Below are 21,329 nucleotides of genomic sequence, written 5' to 3' on the forward strand. Positions count from 1 at the left end.
CTCGCCTGGGACGGTCGCGGGAGACAACAGAAGGGATGGCAAGATAAAGCGAGTTCCTCGCTGGCCGGGCCTTTGGCCCTAAGCTGTTGTCTGCACATTGCTTTTTGGGCTCTGTCGCGGTCGGTGCGCGGATAGTGTGCGGCAAGTTCCGACACTTTCTTCAATGAATTCAACACTCTTTCCTGCCACGCGACGCCGCGATCGGGAAGCACTCTACGCCATGGCCTGTCTTTGCACGCCTCGTTGCGATGGCGCTCGGACGCCCCTTGATCCGTGCCAATACGAACCCCAATCGTCTCTCCATGACCCGTGACGAGACCGAGTTCCGCAACCGCCCCGGCAAGCCACGGGACCACCCGCCGCGGCTGCCGAGGGTGCGTCGCAAGCCGCAGGGCTTCCTCGCCGAAGTGCACCAGGCCGTGCGCCGCGCGGGTGGCGATCCAAACCGACTGGCCGGAAAGGGAAAGGCGAGCGGGAGGTTCAACGCGCGCGGCCGGGGTGCGAAAGTGGCGGTTGAATTGAAAGGCCGGAACCCGTGGTCGCGCAGTCCGGATGGCAGCCGGACGCGTGCCCGGCGGGTGACCGTGAAGGCGCGGATCGTGAAGCTGAACCCGCAGCACGGCGCGGCACGTGGTCGGTCCTTCGTCAGTTCCAAGGCGGTCGACGCGCATCTGCGCTACCTCGAACGCGACGGCGTAACACGCGACGGCAAGCGCGGCCAGGTCTATTCCGCGACCGAGGACGTCGCCGACGGTCGGGACTTCCTCGACCGTGGACGCGACGATCGGCACCAGTTCCGCTTCATCGTCTCCGCCGAGGACGGCGTCGATCTCTCCGACCTGCGCCAGACGACGCGCGATCTCATCGCCCAGATGGAGGCCGATCTGCAGACGCGGCTCGATTGGATCGCCGTGGATCACTACAACACCGGGCATCCGCACAGCCACATCCTTGTCCGTGGCGTGACTGACCAGGGCAAGATCCTGAACATCGCGGGCGACTACATCGCGCACGGACTCCGCGAACGCGCGAGCGAGATCGTGACACGCTGGAGATCATGAAGCGCAACCGCGCGTTGCTGATCGCCCGTGCCCAGCGGCTCGAGAAGATGGGTCTGGCAACAGAAGTACGGCCCGGCAAATGGCACATCTCCGACCACGCCGAAGGCGCCTTGCGTGCATTGGCGAGCGCGAGGACATCATCAAGTCGATGCACCGGGCGTTGGAGGGCAACGACCTCAACGAGGCTCGAGGCATATCCCAACTGGCGGTTCACCGCGACAAGCTGCGAGACCGGATCACCGGCCGGGTGCTGGCGCGCGACCTCGCGGGCGACGGCATTGGCGACCGGATGCAGCTGGTCATCGACGGCACGGACGGGCGCGTGCACCAGATCGAACTGCGTGCGGACCGCTGCGACGGCATCACCCGCGGCATGATCGTGGCCGCCGTGCCGCCACCGACCGAATCCCGCACCGCCGACCGGAACATCCTCGCCGCGACCAGAAGTGACGGCACCTATCATCCGTCGCGGCACATCGAGATCGCCCGGGAGGAGAAGATCACGCCCGACCCGGAGCGCTTCGTCGCGGCCCATGTGCGCCGCCTCGAAGCCTTGCGCCGCGCCGGGATCGTCGAACGCTGGAGCGCAGATCATTGGAAGGTGCCGCAGGACCTGCCCGAGAGCGGTCTTGCCCATGACCGGAAATCGCACGGCTCCGGCGCGCGGATGGAACTCCTGTCACCAATTGGGCTGGACAAGCAAGTCGCCCACGATGGCGCGACCTGGCTCGACAAGGAGTTGATGCGGCAAGGCAGTTCCGATCTGCGAGCGACAGGATTCGGTCTGGAGATGAAACGCGCCATGGAACGCCGCAAGCAGGTCCTCGTCCAGCGCGGCGACGCGCGAGACCTCGGCCAAGGCCGCATCCGCGCCCCGCGCCACCTCGTGCAACGGCTGGAAGCCCGCGAGATCGACCGCGTCGGCCGCGCCATGGCAGCCGAGCGCGGCCGCAACTGGCTCCCCGTCGAACCCGGCAGCCGCTTCAGTGGAGAACTCGTCGGCAGCACCCAACTTCCCAGCGGCCGCTTCGCCATGATCGACAATGGCATGGGCTTCAGCCTCGTCCCCTGGAACGACGCGCTGGAACGACGGAAGGGGCAACAGATCGGCGGCGTCGGGCTGCCGGGCGGAGGCGTGGATTGGGCCTTCGGGCGGAAGCGGGGGTTGGGGCTGTGACTATAGTACGGATCACCGGTACTCGAAGTGTGAGAATGCTTGCCACTATGGTGCTAATATGGTGCTAAAACCTAACCTTCTTTAGCCACGCCGGCTTGCAGGAATAAATTGATTGATCTTGGCGGTAGCCGTGACGCATGAAATTAGACAATTCCCTTTTTTCGTTTGCTAGTCGAAATGCACATAGCGGCGCATAGAGCTAGAGATAAGAAGCAGCCGTCATGGATCGCCATATTTCTTTCGCATTGACGACTTCGTCAACGGCGCCATTTCCGATATCTCCGACCACCGGTCCATTAATTTTGGCAACTCATTCAGGTTATCGCCGTCGCTAATCGCTCCAGATACCCTGAATTCCAACTCTCGAAGCAACGTACCGTACGCCACTGCCGCGCCTTGATGTTCGGACGCTCGTCCCGAGAAATTGGAGAATGTTTGTATCCCTGCCAGTATGCCAACTGCAACGGAAGTCCCGCCGAGAAAGTAGCTCTCAAACTCGCCAAGCATCTCTCCACCGCCAAAAGCAAACCCCAACGAGATCGTGGAAAGCGCTACAACGACGACACCCAGCCAAGTATGGGTTCTTTGGAGCGACTCGCACGCAGCATAATGGCTATCCCGGTTCACCTTGAGCGGTTCGATTTTACTAGCCAAGAAAGCTGTTGCCGATTGATTTTCGGCGATCTCTGTGCCGCGAATATCGCCCGAAAACTGAGTGTCAGTCTGCTGACCTTGGTTCATCCAAGAGCACCTTCTAACTCAGCGCGCAATCCAATCAATCTTTTGTCAGACACTTTGAGGGTCCGAGTCTCCGCAATCATGTCCCGAAGACACTCGCTCTGCTCGCCCGATAGCTGTCCACCCATTTCAAGGAACTTAAGCACACCTCCAAACGCAATTATGAACAGCGTTGCCCCGCGGTTTGTCCATTGAGATTCGCGAATATTGGCCTCAACAACATTCTGCCACGCCTCGGCAAAGTATTGGTCACGGTTTCTTGAGGATTTCTCCATTGCCTGGAACAATACCTTAGCCAGTGTAGCCAAAGAGAAAGGATGCACTTCTGCCGAAATAGCTGAGCGAGCATGTTGTATGCTCTCCTCGAGTAGGAGGTTATCGTCTGGCGAACTATAAAAGCGATCTAACTTCAGGAGAGCCAGCTGTTCCCAATATCGAGAGTTCCAATCACACAGAGATTTCAAACCGGCATAATACTCCTCCGCGTAGTCATCAATGTAGTCCTTTACGTTATTATCATAGTCCATCAACCTTCCGAGAAGCTGTGCCTCTGGGGTCTTGTGCTTGATCGTCGTAATATTTACTCTCGGTGCTACGCTCTTCGCCAACTCCAAGAAAGCTTCAAATAGTTGCCGATGTTTATCGCGTCTTGCTAGACTTAGAAAACGATCCCCAACTATAGCCTGCTTGGGAACAACAAACGAACTACCAATATCCGAGTAAGAAACAGATAAAGAAGATTGATCTGAAAGCAAGTGCTCCAATGCATCTGGAACGGATACTGTCGAGAGCACACTGCGTCTGACGCCATTTGAATAGCAGAACCTCGCAAGAGCCACGAGCAAGTAGGCAAACTTCTCATCCTGATCACACTCATTGCTTAGGTCTTGCACAATGCGATCAAGCGTCTTGAAGTTATTCTGAATTCTGCAATTTGCTTCGGCCATTGTGCGACCAACAACTTGCCCAAGGTAAAGGTTCTCCGATGTTTCACCTATTGTAGATAGACCATACTCTTCGTTGGCGGTCCTAAGCGCCTTAGCTTCATCTTTGGTAAGCTTAAGTCTATCCTCAATCGTAGGGTAATCAAAGCCGGTGAAGGCATTCTGGATGTACCTTAATCGGTAGTTTCGCTCAGAGCATACGAAAAGAATATCTGGCTTCTCTATTCTCCCAAGGATCAGTGAAATTGAATTTAAACAATCCGCGAAATTATCAATGAAGACAAAAACGCGACCGGCAATTTTATTAAATATTTCCGCGGCCTCGCTCGGTTCAAGTTCGAGACCCAAGCCATCATACCAAAAGACCTCATCTGAACCTCTGGAAAGGTCAAAAGCGAGGCGTTTCAGGAATGCCGTCTTTCCACTTCCAGGTTCATCGACAAGCAAAATAAGCTTGAATTGTGGACTGTCGGCCGCGGTCACTACATCCCGCCTAACGTCAGAAAATGCCTCTCGAGCAATATCCGAGTTGGCGGCGAGCATCGACCAATCCAACTCTGCGCCGAGAAGGAACCGCCCAGGGTTCGGGATTTTTTGAGGATCGTCAGGCGGTCGATGGAAATTAGAAGAGAATCTCAGTCGTTCGGATTCCGATAAGTCAAGCCCCGACAAACCATCGCTTTCGTTATTGCGCCACGGTATACGAAGACGGTCATCTATGGTCTCTAGTCTAGAGAAGAAGTCCAGAACTGTTCCCTCAAAAAGGCAGAACTGGTGATTTTCACATAGCATTTCGGTAAGCTTGTTTGGATAAGGCTCAATCAAGACAGATGGCGGGACGTCACCACGAACGGTCTTTTGGCTTCTCTGTTCGAGGTAATACTCAACGTCAATCTCATCAAAAGAAGTGCCGGCTACGATGAATGTTTCGGTTCGGATTAATTGGCTAAGCGTCAGCATCCACGAATTTGGACGAGTCATCGCCTTGGCATACTCGTTTTGACTAAAAACATAACCACTCTGTGTCTGCTCGACCCATCCATGAAGGTGAATTATTGAGGCGCGTTTGTCCGCAAGCAACTCAACAAAGCTATCGTCGAAGTTAAGTGTTTCAATCGATGTAGGAGAAAACTCGTTTGATTCGATGACAGAGCCAAACGCACTCTCGAAACAGTTATCAACATTCAGTGAGTATACTCGCCGCCATGGTTGATTAGCCAAGCGCGTTATTGTTGGACCATTCTCCGTACATGTGTAGTGGCGCGTTATATGTTTCTCAACTTGCTCATCACTCAAAGCAGAGTATGCTTTTTGAAGCGTGGCATTTGAAGGAAGGCTGTTTAACGCGACAAGCTCTTCGCGCAACTTACCTGCGGAGAACATTTCTCCGTCTAGGCCTATGGAATCAAGGCTAACTCCGGAACCGACGAACAAGTATACGCGTTGCGCAAGCATGAAGTCGCACAAACGACGTTTTTCAGCTTCGTCAATTTCTTCAAATCTAACGACCAACTCTCTGCCTTTCGGAACTAGAATTTGCCGCATCAAACCACTCTTGCATGTCAAAGCGCAACAGCTTTCGGTCGACGTACGTCCATGGGGGGTCGTAGATGAGCTCGGTCGATCTTGGGTTGGGTCCCTTATCTGGCACCATGTGTTCGACTAAGGAACGATGCAGTTGGCATAAGCCTCTATCTGCTGCACACTTTGCTGCACAATTTGCCACAGCCAGCAGTCTTGTATCCAACAAAAACAGCCACTTAAAGTACTGACAAAACACAACTTTCGGACTTCGTCTCCGCCATTACCCCTCTATTGAAGGTTCGAAGGATCAAGAATACCCATGATATTCGAAGGTTATTAGCCGAGCTTCCAACATTTAATGCCAAACTATCCACAAAAAAGGTGGGGCAAAAAAGTATGGCTCATCGCCTACAGAAAACGTCCGAAGCGGTAAGCACTCCGGGCCGGACTTAGAGAAGCGGTTACAAACTACTTTCGTGCAAAAAGCGCCGCTGGGGCGCCGCACTGACGGCGGCGGCCTCTATCTCTAGGTTAACGAGCCAGGTGCGAGTCTCTGGCTGCTTTGCATCACAGTGGGTGGAGGAGGCAAGCGGGAGACTTGCGGGGGACTTGGCCTCGGGTCCGCATGGCTCGTCTCTCTGGGCGAAGCGGGTGGGAAGGTTCACGAATTCAGAAAGACTGCCCGTTAGGGTGGCAACCCGACAGTCATACGCGTTTCCAATAATCGGTGAAGTGTCAGTAGAAAATTTGTTCCAAGAAGAAATAGAAGAAGTGCTGCGTCCAATTTTGAAGACGAAGCGAGAGAAGGCTCGGCGTGTTCTCCCAGGCATCAGAACTTCAACCTGCGGTGAAGTCACGAAAATTTCTTCGGACTTCGGTCTCTTGTTTGCCGTTCGCGGCCCTCCGATAGCTAAACATTTAGGTGGATCAGTTCACGTGGGGTGGCTCGCTGGCTATGGGTCCTGACCCCAATATTCGTCGAAGAGCGAGTTAAATCACCGGCATGTAGTTAGCCTATAAATCGTTGGGAACCCGCTGACCTGTGCTATCAATCAAGTCCCAATGAATTAATCAGCGGTCATAAGCCATCAAATTCATTCACGCCGAACCAGTCAGTTATGGCTCCGCACTACGGTCAATACAGTGCAATCAACATTCCCAAGCACCCGGTAGTTTGCCTACCTAACCGTGCAACCCAATCTTTGGAAAGAATATTGCGGATCGTGCTGATTGCTGAAACGTTGTCAATCTCTGCGGCTTAGACTAGTCCTCGGAGGACACACAAATGCGTTCGGAGAAAAAAGTGGATTGCGATATTGACGCCGTAGCGGTCAGTGGAGAGCCAGCTTACGAAGTCGAGTTTTCATTTTGCTCTTTGGTAACAAAGCCACAGCAATTTCGCGAGATGGTCTCCTCATTCAGGAGCGCTGGTTTCGATGAAACCAACAGTGAGTATCTGTATATCGACAACACCAACGGCAACTCGGATTCAGCATATTCAGGGCTCAACCGGCTAGCAAGGTTCGCAAGAGGCGAATATCTTATTTTTTGCCATCAGGATGTGGTGGCAATCGACGGTCCGGAAGCTTTGCGGACCGCAATTTTAGACTTAACTGAACGCGATCCGCGTTGGTCGATAGCGGCAAACGCAGGATGTAATGAAGATAATTGCTATTTTTATCTGAACGAACCCAATAACATAAGTGTCGGTCCGGTTCGCCGACCCCCAGTGAAAGTCATGTCGGTCGACGAAAACTTCATTGTTTTGAAGCGAGAGGCACAAATTGGATTTTCTGTGGACCTGGAAGGCTTCCATTTATACGGAACTGACCTAGTTGCACAGGCCCACGTGCGTGGGAGCACTGCCTACGTTGTAGACTTTCGCGTTGAGCATTTGTCCAGCGGTAACGTGGACTCCAGGTTCTACAAAGCTTGCATAGAATTCGAGGCCAAGTATGCAAAGGCATTCAGCAAGCGAAGCGTTACGACGACTTGCACATCCCTAGACTTAGGAACAATCACAGGGCCCGGCAGACGAAGACGAATTCGATACCTCGAGCGGGGCGTTGGATTCGAGCGAAAGAGCGCAAAAATACTCAAAGCGATTCGTGGATGGTCGTCAGGGTACACCGTCGAGTTGGACGGGAAACGCTTTTCTTATCCACGTGAGATAACGGTTTCCAAATTCCAGTCGCTTCGAAAGGGAAAATACGCGCAAGAACGCCTTGAACTAATCAAAAGACACTTGCCTAACGACTTGCCCAACATAGTTCTCGGCGCTTCATTTGGAGTTGTTTGCGGTTTAGCTAGAAATTCACTCCAAACTGACACGCGTCAGATTGTGGTTGAAAAAGACCCGGCCCTAATAGATCTGTGCGCGCAAAACGCGTCCTTGGGAAAAGATCACACAAATACTCTCGTCTTGAACTGTACTATCTCGTACCCGGAAGCCGCCACAAAAGACAAGGCTCCGTCATTAGTTGTCGACGGGGACGAGGATCTCAAAAAGTCTGGTGCACCAAGTCGCCAGTTGTATCATGCAGGAGTTCCTGCAGCTTCGCTCGGGAAGATCTTACAGGATGCCTCGCTGACGGGATACTATTCATTGATCTGCAACATTGGCGGAATGGAACTGGATTTAATCGACTGCGACAGGAGTGCCTTATCGCGGTGTCGATTGCTTATTATGGCACTACATCCCCGTCACTATTACCAGCGCGATGAGCTTGTATCTACTCTGGTCAAGAAGCTCGAAGCACAAGGCTTTGAGATTGTAGGTACTTTGGGAAACAACATCGCCGCCAAAGCACAATGAGGCTCTTTGCGCAAGCCCTAGGCCGCACCGAAATCACCGCTTCTTTGCTTACCAAGGGCCACCTCAATTGTGAAAACTGTCTTGATACTTGTCGATCTCGCGGCAAACACAGAAAACGGACAACGAATGATGGCCAAATTAAGTAGTTCTAAGACCTGTAAGATTGTGGTTCCGGTACACCGGCGCCTGACGGAGTTTGAAACAGCGGTGGCAGCCCACAATCTTTCGCTCCTTTCGGGTTTTCAGGCCGTACTTTTTGGACCGCAATCAAATAGCCAGCTTCTCAAATCAACGGCAAAAGAACTGCAAGAAGTAACTGGTTCGAACATTTCGACAGAGTGTTTTGATGATCAGTACTTCAGTAGTGTTTTCAGTTATAGCTGGCTACTTCTGCACCCCGAATTTTTTGCGCGCTTTGATGACGTCTCACATATCTTGGTCTGCCAGACTGATGCAATTGTGCTTTCAAAGAACCTTGAGCAGTGGCTGGAAAGCGAATTTTCGTATTTGGGTGCCCCAATCTTCAAAGGCTTTGACAAACCGGTAACACCTCTCGAATTCACGGGCATGCTAAATGGAGGTCTCTCTCTACGCAAAGTCGCAGACTCACAACTAGCTCTCCAAAAGATCATTCTCCTGAAGAAGAGCTGGATAACTAGTATGCTTAAGGCGATTGGGTTGATCAAGGCTGCAAATCTGGTTTTGCGCACATTGGGAAAAACTATCCTGATCGTGCCCAAAAACCCACACGAAGACGTTGTCTGGACAGGACCCATCAGCGACAGCTTGGAAGACTTCAAGGTTCCCAACTGCCGCGTTGCATCTCAATTCGCCTTCGAAACGATGTCACAATATTTGTATGAAAAGAACGGGAAAAAACTGCCATTTGGCTGCCACGCCTTCAATGTTTATGATACCCAGTTCTGGCGAAAGCACCTTCCGAGTTGGACGCACGCATACTTAGAACAACCAGGAACTAGCAAGCCAAATACTGTAATCTAGCTTCAGTATTGTGGACTACGCCTCTTACTGCTAGGGCGTCCTGAGTGGTCACGGGAAGCGAGTGCAAACCGTTCTTCCCTTGAGGTGGGCACCGGCGATAATCTAGCTTTGGAGCAGGTCATGTCCGAAAATGAAAACCCCGAATACAATGCACAGGCGGCTTGGCTGGAAGCAGATTTCACTTACGATCCGTCCCGAAATGTTTGGTCGACTCGCTCCGAAATGGGTGATTTTGGGTATTCGGATGGCGACGAGAATGAAGAGTACCTGCTGGCCAAACTGAAGTCAGTTACCGACCGAAGTGTAATGTCCAGTGAGCTTTCAGAAGGAATGAAAGACTGGCCGTCGACATATCACTTGCATCACCAACGGTGTAACGTCTTTCGTCCCATTGCGGACTGCCTCACTGGGCCGATCCTTGAAATCGGGGCAGGATGCGGCGTCCTGACACGGTACCTAGGGGAACTGGGACACTCTGTCTACGCCTTGGAAGGCAGCCGAAGACGTTCATCAATAATCGGCGAACGATGCCGGGATTTGCAAAATGTCCAAGTGATTAATTGCAACTTTCAGGATTTCAATCCGGAGAAGAAGTTCAAAACTATCACGCTCATCGGGGTTCTGGAATACGCACGGGTCTACTTTGGGAGCGCCGGAGATTCAGACGCTGTGGATCATATGCTTCATGCAGTTTCGAAAATTCTGGAGCCCGATGGTGTCCTAGTTTTAGCGATCGAGAATAAGTTGGGCCTGAAATACTTTGCAGGTTACTCGGAAGATCATTTTGGCAAGCCGATGTTCGGAATCGAGGATCGATACGGTCCAGAAACGATTGCAACTTTCGGACGTGCGGAACTTGAGCAGCGCTTGAAAAACTCCGGTCTCGAGAACGTCGAGTTTGCCTACGCCTTCCCAGACTACAAGTTCCCACAAGCGGTACTCTTCGAACCTGCGACCGCGCAACCCTATGCGTCGCAACTGGCGTCATTGGTTGCCGCAGCCAACGCATCAGACAGGCAAAAGCCGGATTTGCAACATTTTTCGATGTCTGGGGCCGTCAAATCAGTTATGGAAAATGGTCTTGGCGGGGAGCTGGCAAATTCCTTTATTGTGATGGCTCGCAAGTCCAATGTCGTTGCCAATAACTCAAAGAACGACCTGCTCGCTATCCACTATGGTAGTGGAAACCGAAAAAACGCCTATTTGAAGACAGTCACCTTTCGGTCTTCCCCCGACGGCATGCGCGTTTTTCGCGCTTTGGTGACGGATCACCATCAAGAGAGTACAGACCATTTCACACTGGTTTTGGAGGACGAGAATTTCTGTCCAGGCGTCATGTGGACTGACCAGCTGCAAAAGCTGGTTTTAGATGAAAACTGGCAGATAGGTGACTTGAAGAAATGGTCGGACACTTGGATTGACGCTCTGTTGAAGGAGCTCAAACTTGAAGCAAATAACGTCCCAAACAAAAGACATGAAATCCCCAGCCGGTTGTTTGACGCATTGCCGAAAAATCTAGTGGTCACCCCCGATGGGAAAACAAGATTTATTGACTTGGAGTGGCGTTCGAAAGAGCCTATCGAGTTCGGCTACCTTTTCTATCGGGGTATAGCGGATTCCCTTAAGGCGCTTGAGATTGTCGCCCATCGAGATCAACAGATCGAAATTGGCCAAATCGTTGTTTCTTTGGGGACGCAACTCGGGTTAGATTTTGGTCGCGAGGACGTTGAGCGCTATTTCGACCGTGAGCTCGATTTCCAGAATAGCATCTCACGGGTCCGTGTGTCAGATAACCCGATTTCATTCCTCAATATCCGACAGGATGAATACGCGCTTCGGAGATATCAGAGGAGATACCGGAGAAAACAGCGCAGAAAGTTCAAACTGTCACAATCATTCTTGGGAAAGCTCTTTTTTTACTAGAATATATGTATGGCGTGCGGCCTGTTTTTACAGATCATCCGTGACGACAAGCCGACATTTTCTTTGTAGTATGAAGATAGTGTCAGAACTTAGTAAAGAGCAATCCAGACATCCGACAAGTAGATGACCTAGGAATATGCATCAAGAAAATTCCTTCGCGGTGGCGCTGCAGTCTAAAAATTGGAATCAGATGGGGCACAAATGAGTAATGAATACTTCCCAATGGGTGGCAAATACTTACGACGCTTTGAAGACTATGTCCGCCAAAAATGTAGGTCAACTTCAGCGTCCACAACACAAACAGTCTATTCATTGTTAACGCGTTTGACCCCTGGGCTTATTGCTAGCAATTTCGAAGAAGGCAATGGACTGGTTCTTGTGTGCCAAAATGGTGAAACGATCGCGTTCCCCAGCCCGATGCCGTTGATCAAGTACTCACATGTTGCCTATGGGTATGAGGAAATATTAAAAAGAAAGTACACGCTTCCCCAATATATCGAAGTGGAGAGAGATGATATTGTGGTGGATTGTGGTGGTTTTGTCGGCGGGTTTAGCCTTAGCGCATCAAAGTTGGCCAAACACGTACATCTCTTTGAACCAGACAAAATGAATGCTAGGGCCGCAAGAGCCAACCTTTCACAGTATTCCAACGTCACCATCAACGAGTTTGGCCTCTACAACGACGATACAGAATTGACTTTCAATATTTCCGAATCTGCGGTGGAACACTCGGTGCTGGAGCCCGATGATGGTGCGGTATTGTTCACTCGAAGGATTCAGGTCAAACGTCTGAGTACATATTTTGAGGAAGTCGGCTGCGAGCCCGATTTTGTAAAAATTGAAGCAGAGGGTGTGGAGATTGAGGTGTTCGACGGCTTAGAAAAACTTCGGCCGAAGAAAATCGCCATTGATGTAAGCCCGGAAAGAGTTGGTCAGAGCCCTGCGGAAGAATTACAGACACGGTTGGATGCGAAAGGGTATTCTTGGCGCAGAAGACACAACGTGCTTTTTGCTCGTAGGGAAGATTCGTAGTGCGGACAGGTAAGTTCCCAAAGCGGATTTTTTCTCTCTGGTATCAGGGGATTGATAGCGCTCCCGAACTTGTCCGCTTGAACTGGAAAAAGTGGCGTGAACTGAACCCATCATACGAGTTGGTGATTTTAGACTCCGAAACTTGCGAGCCCTACCTAGAACACTTGCCGTTCGATGCCAACTGTCTCACCCACCAAGCCCGATCAGACATAATTAGGTTGTCTTTACTTAGCCAGCACGGAGGCATTTGGACTGACGCGTCAGTTTTGCCATTGCGGCCACTTGACGATTGGCTGGAAGCTGCCTTATCGAAATCCGATTTTTTTGCTTACGAAAGGGCGGGCTACACTCTACCGCTGTCATCATGGTTTTTGGCGGCCAAACCGGACGCTCTTATTCCAAAAAGGTGGCACGATCTCTCTAAGACCTATTGGCTGTGTGAGCGCTCGCCTTTGACGACCGGTCAAGAAACATATTTTGTTCCAGAAGAACCGGAAAAAGTAATGAAGCCATTCCAAACTAACCCTGCAATGCCTTATCCGTATTTTTGGGTTCATCATCTGTTTGGGATATTACTGCAGACGGATGCACAATTCCAAAATGCTTGGAATTCACGTTTAAGAGTCTGTGCTTCTGTCCCGCACAGACTAGCCGAGATGTTTCATGAGGAGACGCTCAACCGCCGAGGTCTTAAGCGCTATAAATACAAGTTGAAGTCTTGGCTAAATGGAGGCTTGGATAAAAAAATCAAACTGGCCGTTTCCGGGTCCGAAATGCAAAAGCTGGATTGGCGACAGGATTACCCACTTAACCTACTTGCTGATCTTTGAACGGAAAAGCAAAGACTGTGTTTTGCTAAGTGTGACAATGGAGGCATGACCAGATCAATTTTGCTGCCGCTGCCAGTTCTTACCCAAGAAAACCTATCATACCACTCAATTGAAGTTGTGGTTTTCACAAAGCCTTGGATTGGACGCATATTTTGAGAAGTGTCGCAAACCTTATGTCTGAATCGATCAGCCTGCAGGTTTGAGTGGCGATTATGGAAAAAGCTCCTCGAGTAGTTTGAGCAATATTACTTTCAAACGCTGCACTCGCCCTAAAGTCTATGTACTTTTCCATTCGCCTTACACAGTGGCAAATTGAAATTCGAACGAGGTCAAGGACATAGGCTACTTGAAGTTCTTCAATACCACTGGCAACAGCTGGGCTATGAAGAATTTCTGGGTTACTGCGGCGATGGCGCACCCACGTAAGGGCGCACTGAAGCGCTTTTGGCTAAACGACACGACAGGTTTGCGGAGACTGCAGGATAAGTGTATCCGGTTACCAACTGGCACTAGCTGCTCCAGGAGTTTGCGACACATCGGTCAGTTGCTGTGTTACTGCTGGAGAAAACAGGATCTTAAGTGCATGCAGATTGAAAAAACAGACTTACCCGGTATTTTGATCCTGACACCGCAACGGTTTGGTGATCAACGCGGTTTTTTTTCCGAAACCTGGAATCGAAAAACACTAGAGAAGCATGGGATTACCTTGGATTTTGTACAGGACAACCATTCGGTTTCCTCGAACGTCGGTACCTTGCGCGGTATGCATTTTCAGTCACCACCTCATGCGCAAGACAAGCTTGTGCGTTGCGGGCGAGGAGCGCTGTTCGATGTGGTCGTCGACGTACGCAAGGGTTCACCCACGTTTGGAAAGTGGCTGGGGGTCGAATTGACTGCAGAGAACGGAAAACAGATTTTGGTGCCCAAGGGGTTCTTGCACGGGTTTGTCACGCGGGCCCCTGAAACTGAAATCTGCTACAAATGCACCGACTACTACGCACCTGAATGCGAAGGGATCGTGCGCTGGGACAGTTGTGCCATCGACTGGGGAATAGATCGCGATCCGATAATGTCCAGCAAGGATACTGAAGCAACCACATTGGCAGAGTTCGACAGCCCCTTTTCTTGGGAAAACACGCCATGAAGTTACTGGTGACAGGAGGTGCAGGGTTTATTGGTTCGGCTGTGGTGCGTCGCGCAATTGCGGAAGGGCATCAGGTGGTAAATCTGGATGCGCTCACTTATGCAGCCTGTCTCGAAAATCTGGCTGAAGTGGACGATAACCCGAATTACACCTTTCTTGAAGCTGACATTCGTGATCGGGCCGCCGTGGATCGAGCGTTGGCCGACTATACCCCGGATGCTGTCATGCATCTGGCGGCGGAAAGTCATGTGGATCGCTCGATTGACGAGCCTGGCGCCTTTATCGATACCAACGTGACCGGCACGTTTGTTTTGCTGGAAGCCGCCCGAGCGTACTGGCAAGGTAAGGGAAGGCCTAACTGGTTCAGATTTCACCATATTTCAACTGATGAGGTATATGGCTCGTTGGGACCAGATGGGCAATTTACCGAAGACACCCCCTATGACCCAAGGTCACCCTACTCGGCCAGCAAAGCAGCGAGTGATCACTTGGTGAGAGCTTGGGCCGAGACCTATGGTCTGCCGGTCGTATTAACAAATTGCTCCAACAATTACGGCCCTTATCAGTTCCCGGAAAAGCTGGTTCCGGTAACCATTCTGAACGCCTTGGCCGAAAAACCGCTACCAATATATGGCGACGGTTCAAACGTTAGGGACTGGCTGTATGTAGAGGACCACGCTGAAGCTCTGTTGCTAGTGGTCCAGAAGGGCCAAGTTGGACGCAGCTATAATGTCGGTGGTGAAAACGAATGCACCAACCTACAGCTCGTGCAAAAGTTGTGTGGTGTATTGGATCGTCTGTGCCCAAGGGAAACTCCCTACAACGAACTGATTACATTCGTCTCCGACCGCCCTGGCCACGATGCTCGCTATTCAATCGATCCAACGCGCATCCGCGAAGAGTTAGGTTGGCGTCCATCCGTCAACATCGACGAAGGTCTAATGAAAACTGTTCAGTGGTACATGGACAATGAAACCTGGTGGCGTGCATTGCAAAACCGAAAGGGCGTTGGTAAGCGGCTAGGGACTCCAGTATGACCCTCCTTGTTTTCGGCAAAACCGGTCAAGTTGGGCAGGAACTGTCGACTTTTGACGGTGTCACATGTGTCGACAGATCCGAGGTAAATCTCGAAAATCCGGAAACCTGTAGGGAGGCCATCCGCTCTGCTGCTCCGCACGCGGTGATCAATGCGGCTGCCTATACGGCCGTGGACCGAGCTGAGGAGGAAGAGGCGCTGGCAACCGTTATCAATGCGGTCGCGCCTGCTGCGATGGCTCAGGAATGCGCCGCGTTGGGGATCCCTTTCGTTTCCATTTCTACGGACTACGTTTTTGACGGTTCGGGAGAGACACCGTGGAGGCCCAACGATCATACTGGGCCATTAGGTGCTTACGGTCGGTCAAAACTCGCTGGAGAGCAAAAGATCGTTCAGGCTGGCGGTGCCTACGGCATTCTTCGCACTTCTTGGGTAATTTCGGCCCACGGGAACAATTTCGTCAAGACAATTCGACGGTTGGGAACCGAGCGGAGCCAATTGTCCGTCGTGGCAGATCAAGTCGGCGGCCCCACCCCAGCACGAGATATTGCAGCCTCCTGCCTATTGATGGCGCGCGCATTGGCCAAAGACGCAAGCAAGGCGGGTATCTACCACTTTGCAGGCACACCGAATGTCAGCTGGGCCGGGTTCGCGCGCGCGATATTAGCCAAGTTGGAAATCGATTGTGATGTAACTGATATCTCTTCCAGAGAATTTCCAACCGTCGCGCGACGGCCGCTGAACTCTCGCCTGGATTGTTCTTCATTTGAAACAACTTTTGGCCTCTGCCGTCCCGACTGGAGACAGGGATTAAGAGATATTCAAAGGCAACTGGAAACCACAAAATGACGAAACGGAAAGGTATCATACTCGCTGGAGGATCGGGAACCCGGCTATATCCGATCACGATGGCCGTATCGAAGCAGTTGCTACCGCTTTATGATAAGCCGATGATCTATTACCCGCTTTCGGTGCTTATGCTGACTGGTATTCGAGAGATCTGTGTAATCACCACCCCGCAAGACCAAGATCAGTTTGTTCGCACGCTGGGAGATGGCAGCCAATGGGGAATTAACCTGACCTATGTGGTGCAACCCAGCCCGGACGGTCTGGCGCAAGCTTTTATCCTTTCCGAAGAGTTTCTTGCCGGTGCTCACTCTGCCCTGGTTTTGGGCGACAACATCTTTTTTGGCCACGGTTTGCCAAGACTATTAGCTTCGGCGGACAAAAAAACTGAGGGTGGAACAGTGTTTGGATACCACGTGGCCGACCCCCAACGTTACGGCGTGGTCGCATTTGATTCCGAAGGTCGAGCAAGTGAGATCATAGAAAAGCCATCTGTTCCGCCATCGAACTACGCCATTACGGGCTTGTATTTTCTGGACGGTTCTGCGCCAGAGCGCGCCCGACAAGTCAAGCCATCCTCGCGGGGTGAACTTGAAATCACGGATCTGCTACAAATGTATTTAGAAAAAGGTCAGCTTGGGGTCGAAACCATGGGGCGCGGCTATGCGTGGCTGGATACTGGCACCCACGCCAGTCTATTGGATGCAGGCAATTTCGTGCGCACGCTAGAAGAGCGACAGGGATTGCAGACCGGCTGTCCGGAAGAGATCGCCTGGCAACTGGGATGGATCGACGAAGAACAGTTGCGCAGGCGTGCTGAGATGTTTGCGAAGAACGCATATGGTAAATATCTGGCTGATTTGATGACGTAGAAATCGTAAGCGCTCAAAGTTTGCTTTTTCGAAACTCTTCGCGACCAGTGTTAGAGCACCACATACCTGGCGCCAAAGGTAAATGGTTACACTAGGATGCTTTGGTAAGGCGTAGTTTCTCGCCCTTAATAACCGTCAAGAACGTGGGAATTCTGAACTGACTGGTAATTTGTACCTACTAGTGTGCGACTGACCTTCGGCTTGTCGGACGGACGGTTTCGGACTCACGTTGCCGATATCTGCATTGATATCTGCATTGATATCTGCATTGATTGCAATATTTGAGCTAACGCTGACAGGTTAGCCATCTTTGGTGACGTTGCTGGAGTCACACAAAGTTCTTTCCTCGAATTTTTTGTGCGGTTGTATTGACGGTGTTCTAGGCGGCGTACGTGCTAGCGCCGATTTTCGAGAACCTTTTGAATTTTTTCAGGCAGCGGCCCCAAAAACTCCGGTTCAATCTCATTCGTGTTTTTCCACGGAAAAAGCAAGGTCGCTGTGCGGGTCTAACACGACCCAATTCTTCAAAGTCTATCTTCAATGTTTGCGCGCGATATTCGCTGATAAACCGACATCCTAAAAGTCTGATAAGTCTTGCAGGGACGCAAACAGTTTTGCGCGTTATTTGCGAATAACTCTTCGCGATTGGCAAAAAGTTTGCATACTGGCTAGTGCAAAGCCTTGTTTAGGCATCCCGAGCAATGCCCGCGATGAATGACATCAGGTTCATAACGTCCCAATTAGACCTTTGTATGTTCGCAAAGACACTGCGTTGACAGCAAAACCGATGCTCGTCGAGCTTAGGTTCAGCTTAAAGAGCAGATCCTTTGTTGACCCAGCAATGTAACGTTCACCCGCCAACGCCACGGCAACAAGACCGGCGTTCGAGCGTGCAAAATGAGTCTCCTTGAGAAACCGACTAGGTTGTAGATCTCCGTGGAGTTCGACGCAGATCATCGCGCCGCAGTCTGAGCCAAACTTGCTGTCGCTGAGCTCTGTGTGAAACTAAACCGCCAGCTGAAATCTAGGTCGAAAACGAGCACCCACACTAGCACACTTCCAGACAACTAGCATTCTAGCTGCGAAGCAATAGGGTAGCAGCCCTTTCGGCGGCATCAACTACATTGATCGCAGATGAAGTCTTCGCAGTCCAGCCAGTATGCCAAGCCTCCATGAACGGCCTCGCCCTTTCCCTTTGAATGCAGAAGCCTATCGTTGGCAAGCGTACAAAATTTACGCGCGGAAAATCATTGATTTATCCTGTGATTGATTCAAACATACGAATTCGACACAACTTTAGCTTTACCTCCGTTGTTGTCGCTGTCGCCCGTTTCGTCGGGCCCTTCCGACTGCTGGAGTGAGTGCTGGCGGTCGGAAGGCATTTCACGAAGATCAGCGTTGGGAGGACGCGGTGCCCGGACTTAACGTACGAACCCTTCCTCGAAGCTTCGCACCGGTTTTTGCCCATGACGTCATTGCGTCAGCACTCTTTGTTCACGATCCCGGGGATCAGCAGATTAACTGTCTGCCAATCATGTCATTGGCGGCAAAACCGGGGGACTGCATAGACGTGAGCGCGCGAAAATGAGGCCACCTAATCCACATGTATCGACAAACCTATGAGGAGAAGAAAGTGATTAACAAAGTCATGATGATTTCAGGCGCGACGTGTTTCGTACTGTTAGCGGCCTGTGACGACACCAGCACGTCAAGCGCACCTGCCGAACTGACGCCCGCTCAACAGGCGTGTCTGCGAGACGTGGCCAAAACAACCAACAATTCGCAAGTGGTCGTGCTCTCATCCGCGTTCAGCGAGGCTGGAACACAAGTTACCGTTGGGGTTGGAGAGGATCGGGCTCCGTGGAATTGTATTGCCTACAGTGATGGCGCGACAGCCGGTATCGAGTTCCTGGGCGACGAAGGCGCGTTGTGACCCGTTTGATGCGTAGCCGAAATCGGCTGCGCAGCACTGGCTTGATACGCAGAGGTCCGGCTTGGTCTTCAGAATAACCATCATCGCGTTCGCGACCCTTTACCTGTTGGCGTTGTTTGCGTTCCTGACGGGCACTTTTGGCTGGTTCGGACAGGAACGAGACCCGTTGTCCGGCGTGTTCCTTTTGCCGCTGGGTCTGCCTTGGGTCCTTGCGGTGGACCTTTTCTCAGAGTCGGCCAAACCGTGGCTCGCGGCGATTGCACCGGTGCTCAACCTGTTGGCACTGGTTTTGATATGCAGATGGGTACGTGGTTTGCGCCAGGAATGAAGGCGGAACTCTTTCCCTCAAAATTGGAGGAATACATGGGAAAAGTGATCTTGGGGCTTGTGATCGGGCTCATCCTCGGCGTGGTTGGAGCGATGACCTTGGGCGGCGGGGCCGCGATGGGTGTCGGCGTTGCGACAGGCTTGTCCGCCGGTGTGTGCACCACATTGAAGGGAGCTCAGGCCGAGAACCTGATCACCGCCGAGCAAGCAGATCAGATCCTAAATCGCGTGAACTCCGAGATGGCATCATTGCAAGGAATTGAAACGAACGACGAGATCGTCGGCAGCGCACAGGCATGCGACGAGTTTCTGGCAAAGTTGCGCGAAGCAAATTGAGGCTCATGCCCACGAGGAACGGAACATTTCGGATAGACCAACAGAGGACCTGCTTATGAAACGCAGTTTTTTGAACCTTTTAATGCCCGCCCTTGCGATCAGCGGAACAGCCGCCTTGGCCATGTCAGACGCCGACGACGCCTGTATCGACCATCTGCGGCAAGTCGGTGGACCGGACGGTCAATCCGGCACGATTGAAAGCTCACAGTTCTCGGAAGCCGGCACGCTCGTCATGCTGCGTGACGCGGGTGGAACACTTTGGCGCTGCATTGCGTACAAGGACGGAAGCATCGGCGAGATGTCGGTTGTCGAGGCGATGGATGATGGTGGCGGAGCCATGGACGGCGCTGCCAGGTCTACAGGTAGCCAGCGCGTCAAATTCGATGCCGGGTCAACCGGCGCCGAGCTCGTCGGCCAACTCGCGCCAGGGGCATCGCAGCAATACGTTCTTGGCGCGAAGAACGAACAGTTTCTTTACGTCCGCGTTGCTCCGCGAAATGGACCCCTGGACTACGTCATTCGCAACCCCGATGGGTCGGAACTGTTGGGATTGATGTCTGCGGACAAGGAGTATCGCGGACAGCTGTGGCAATCCGGCGATCATGTTGTCGAGGTCATCAACCGCGGCAGCTCTGCCGTCGACTACAACGTCATTTTTGGAATTGAGTAGGTGATCGACCTGAAACCCTGAACCGCATTTCCAAAACAATCAGGAAGAACAGATGAAATCCAAGACTCTAGTGGCGATCGGCGCGGTCAGTGTCTCTGTGCTTGCAGGATGCGACGAAAGTGGCGGATCAGTGGAAGCAAGTGCACCGATTGTGGGCAGTTCCAGCGATCTGTCGTCATTTGAAGGCGCAAGAGCGGGTCAGGCTGAAATGGGCATTCAAAGTCTTGGGTTTGAACTCATCCGAAGCGAAGGGCTGACCTCGTACTGGTTCAACAAGGAGACCGGTGCCTGTGCTCGGATCACGACATCTGAGGGAAGATACTCGGACGTAGCGATGCTGCCGTCAGGTGACTGCTGACACACATTCATCAATCCCAAATCTTCAAAAAGGAGCTCCAACTTGCATTTCGACCTGGCACATGCGGCGATTACCGTTGTCGCCTTGATCATCACCAACCTGGCCTTGAAATCGGCCGGCGTGATCAACGAAGAAAACAAACACCAATGGAACTGGAAAGTTGTTCTGGCCTACTTCGTGGTCGTCTTTATCATCAACCTAGTGTGGCCGATTTAAAGCTTCAGAGCGGGAATCCAACCGCCGACCTGACCTGGTTACCGTGAACGCGTCTCTCCGCGGGATTTCCGGCAGGAAAAGCGTGAGCATCGTCGGCTGAAAACAGAAAGGAATACGCATGCGGTTTTTGACATCCCTCATATTCATCGGTGTTCTGGCAACTGCGGCGAATTCTGACGTCACCAGTCGAAACGGTGGCCCAAGCAACAGCCAGATGCTCTCTAGGGGCAGCGACGGAGGCATCGATGGCGTCGCTTTCTTTCGCCCAGTCCTAAGCGGAGTTTTGTATCGCTCTGGCTTCAAGGGCGGCGACAAGGGTCGAACGGGCTTGAGCAACGCTCAGCGCGAAACACTGTGCGATGAAGGGTTTTCGGCCGGGTTTTATGCGGACTTCGGCAAGAACACCGAATACGGCCGCACCAGCTGTGGAAACGGAGCCTTTGACTATCAGAACGCCAGATCGTCCCGCCCCGGCAGTGTCATGGCCGCTATACACCAGGTGATTGAGGACCCTGGAAAGGGTCCTGTCCTGGTGCACTGCATGT

The 21,329-nt window shown here is 52.0% G+C and carries 19 protein-coding genes; 17 read left to right on the plus strand and 2 right to left on the minus strand.

What is annotated here, in order from left to right; genetic code table 11:
- The first annotated feature begins 266 nt into the window (after positions 1–266).
- Positions 267–1,061, plus strand: a complete 795-nt coding sequence (locus ACR0NB_RS14650; protein ID WP_480776069.1) for a relaxase/mobilization nuclease domain-containing protein — start codon at positions 267–269, stop codon at positions 1,059–1,061.
- A gap of 79 nt (positions 1,062–1,140) precedes the next feature.
- Positions 1,141–2,238 carry a DUF3363 domain-containing protein gene (locus ACR0NB_RS14655; RefSeq protein ID WP_480776070.1) on the plus strand — a complete coding sequence of 366 codons (1,098 nt, stop codon included), beginning with the start codon at positions 1,141–1,143 and terminating at the stop codon, positions 2,236–2,238.
- Positions 2,239–2,457: 219 nt separating this feature from the next.
- Here the strand turns inward: ACR0NB_RS14655 and ACR0NB_RS14660 are convergent, their stop codons facing one another.
- Both ACR0NB_RS14660 and ACR0NB_RS14665 read right to left on the minus strand, forming a co-directional pair.
- Positions 2,458–2,979, minus strand: a complete 522-nt coding sequence (locus ACR0NB_RS14660; RefSeq protein WP_480776071.1) for an SLATT domain-containing protein — start codon at positions 2,977–2,979, stop codon at positions 2,458–2,460.
- Entirely contained in the window at positions 2,976–5,465 is a 2,490-nt protein-coding gene (locus ACR0NB_RS14665; protein WP_480776072.1) for a P-loop NTPase, read from the minus strand. Before ACR0NB_RS14665 ends, ACR0NB_RS14660 begins: the two co-directional genes overlap by 4 nt.
- Positions 5,466–6,729: 1,264 nt before the next feature.
- Between ACR0NB_RS14665 and ACR0NB_RS14670 the strand changes: the two genes are divergently transcribed.
- The 15 genes from ACR0NB_RS14670 (at position 6,730) to ACR0NB_RS14740 (ending at position 20,784) form a co-directional block, all read left to right on the plus strand.
- Entirely contained in the window at positions 6,730–8,259 is a 1,530-nt protein-coding gene (locus ACR0NB_RS14670; RefSeq protein ID WP_480776073.1) for a hypothetical protein, read from the plus strand.
- 81 nt (positions 8,260–8,340) lie between these two features.
- Positions 8,341–9,261 carry a DUF5672 family protein gene (locus tag ACR0NB_RS14675; protein ID WP_480776074.1) on the plus strand — a complete coding sequence of 307 codons (921 nt, stop codon included), beginning with the start codon at positions 8,341–8,343 and terminating at the stop codon, positions 9,259–9,261.
- 120 nt (positions 9,262–9,381) lie between these two features.
- Positions 9,382–11,184 (plus strand): class I SAM-dependent methyltransferase, encoded by a 1,803-nt coding sequence (locus ACR0NB_RS14680; RefSeq protein ID WP_480776075.1) that lies wholly within the window; start codon positions 9,382–9,384, stop codon positions 11,182–11,184.
- A gap of 201 nt (positions 11,185–11,385) precedes the next feature.
- Positions 11,386–12,216, plus strand: a complete 831-nt coding sequence (locus ACR0NB_RS14685) for an FkbM family methyltransferase (protein ID WP_480776076.1) — start codon at positions 11,386–11,388, stop codon at positions 12,214–12,216.
- Entirely contained in the window at positions 12,216–13,046 is an 831-nt protein-coding gene (locus tag ACR0NB_RS14690; protein WP_480776077.1) for a capsular polysaccharide synthesis protein, read from the plus strand. Before ACR0NB_RS14685 ends, ACR0NB_RS14690 begins: the two co-directional genes overlap by 1 nt.
- Before the next feature lie 583 nt (positions 13,047–13,629).
- Positions 13,630–14,190 carry a dTDP-4-dehydrorhamnose 3,5-epimerase gene (gene rfbC / locus ACR0NB_RS14695; RefSeq protein ID WP_480776078.1) on the plus strand — a complete coding sequence of 187 codons (561 nt, stop codon included), beginning with the start codon at positions 13,630–13,632 and terminating at the stop codon, positions 14,188–14,190.
- The gene (gene rfbB / locus ACR0NB_RS14700) at positions 14,187–15,227 is read left to right on the plus strand and encodes a dTDP-glucose 4,6-dehydratase (RefSeq protein ID WP_170440221.1); all 1,041 of its coding nucleotides are present in this window, start codon (positions 14,187–14,189) and stop codon (positions 15,225–15,227) included. Before rfbC ends, rfbB begins: the two co-directional genes overlap by 4 nt.
- Positions 15,224–16,075: a dTDP-4-dehydrorhamnose reductase gene (gene rfbD / locus ACR0NB_RS14705; protein WP_480776079.1), complete on the plus strand. Its 852-nt coding sequence runs from the start codon at positions 15,224–15,226 to the stop codon at positions 16,073–16,075. The genes rfbB and rfbD overlap by 4 nt, the downstream gene beginning before the upstream one ends.
- Positions 16,072–16,944: a glucose-1-phosphate thymidylyltransferase RfbA gene (gene rfbA, locus ACR0NB_RS14710; protein ID WP_480776080.1), complete on the plus strand. Its 873-nt coding sequence runs from the start codon at positions 16,072–16,074 to the stop codon at positions 16,942–16,944. Before rfbD ends, rfbA begins: the two co-directional genes overlap by 4 nt.
- A 1,603-nt stretch (positions 16,945–18,547) precedes the next feature.
- The gene (locus ACR0NB_RS14715) at positions 18,548–18,877 is read left to right on the plus strand and encodes a hypothetical protein (RefSeq protein WP_217357365.1); all 330 of its coding nucleotides are present in this window, start codon (positions 18,548–18,550) and stop codon (positions 18,875–18,877) included.
- Between the two features lie 61 nt (positions 18,878–18,938).
- Positions 18,939–19,205, plus strand: coding sequence for a hypothetical protein (locus ACR0NB_RS14720; RefSeq protein ID WP_480776081.1), 267 nt, complete (start codon positions 18,939–18,941; stop codon positions 19,203–19,205).
- Positions 19,206–19,240: 35 nt separating this feature from the next.
- Positions 19,241–19,540, plus strand: coding sequence for a hypothetical protein (locus tag ACR0NB_RS14725; RefSeq protein ID WP_480776082.1), 300 nt, complete (start codon positions 19,241–19,243; stop codon positions 19,538–19,540).
- A 55-nt stretch (positions 19,541–19,595) separates the two neighbouring features.
- Positions 19,596–20,210: a hypothetical protein gene (locus ACR0NB_RS14730; RefSeq protein WP_480776083.1), complete on the plus strand. Its 615-nt coding sequence runs from the start codon at positions 19,596–19,598 to the stop codon at positions 20,208–20,210.
- 52 nt (positions 20,211–20,262) lie between these two features.
- Complete coding sequence (locus tag ACR0NB_RS14735; protein WP_170365536.1) at positions 20,263–20,568, plus strand: hypothetical protein; 306 nt, start codon at positions 20,263–20,265, stop codon at positions 20,566–20,568.
- A gap of 42 nt (positions 20,569–20,610) precedes the next feature.
- Entirely contained in the window at positions 20,611–20,784 is a 174-nt protein-coding gene (locus ACR0NB_RS14740) for a hypothetical protein (RefSeq protein ID WP_170359951.1), read from the plus strand.
- Positions 20,785–21,329: the final 545 nt, after the last annotated feature.

The organism is Ruegeria sp. CG3, assembly GCF_056537205.1.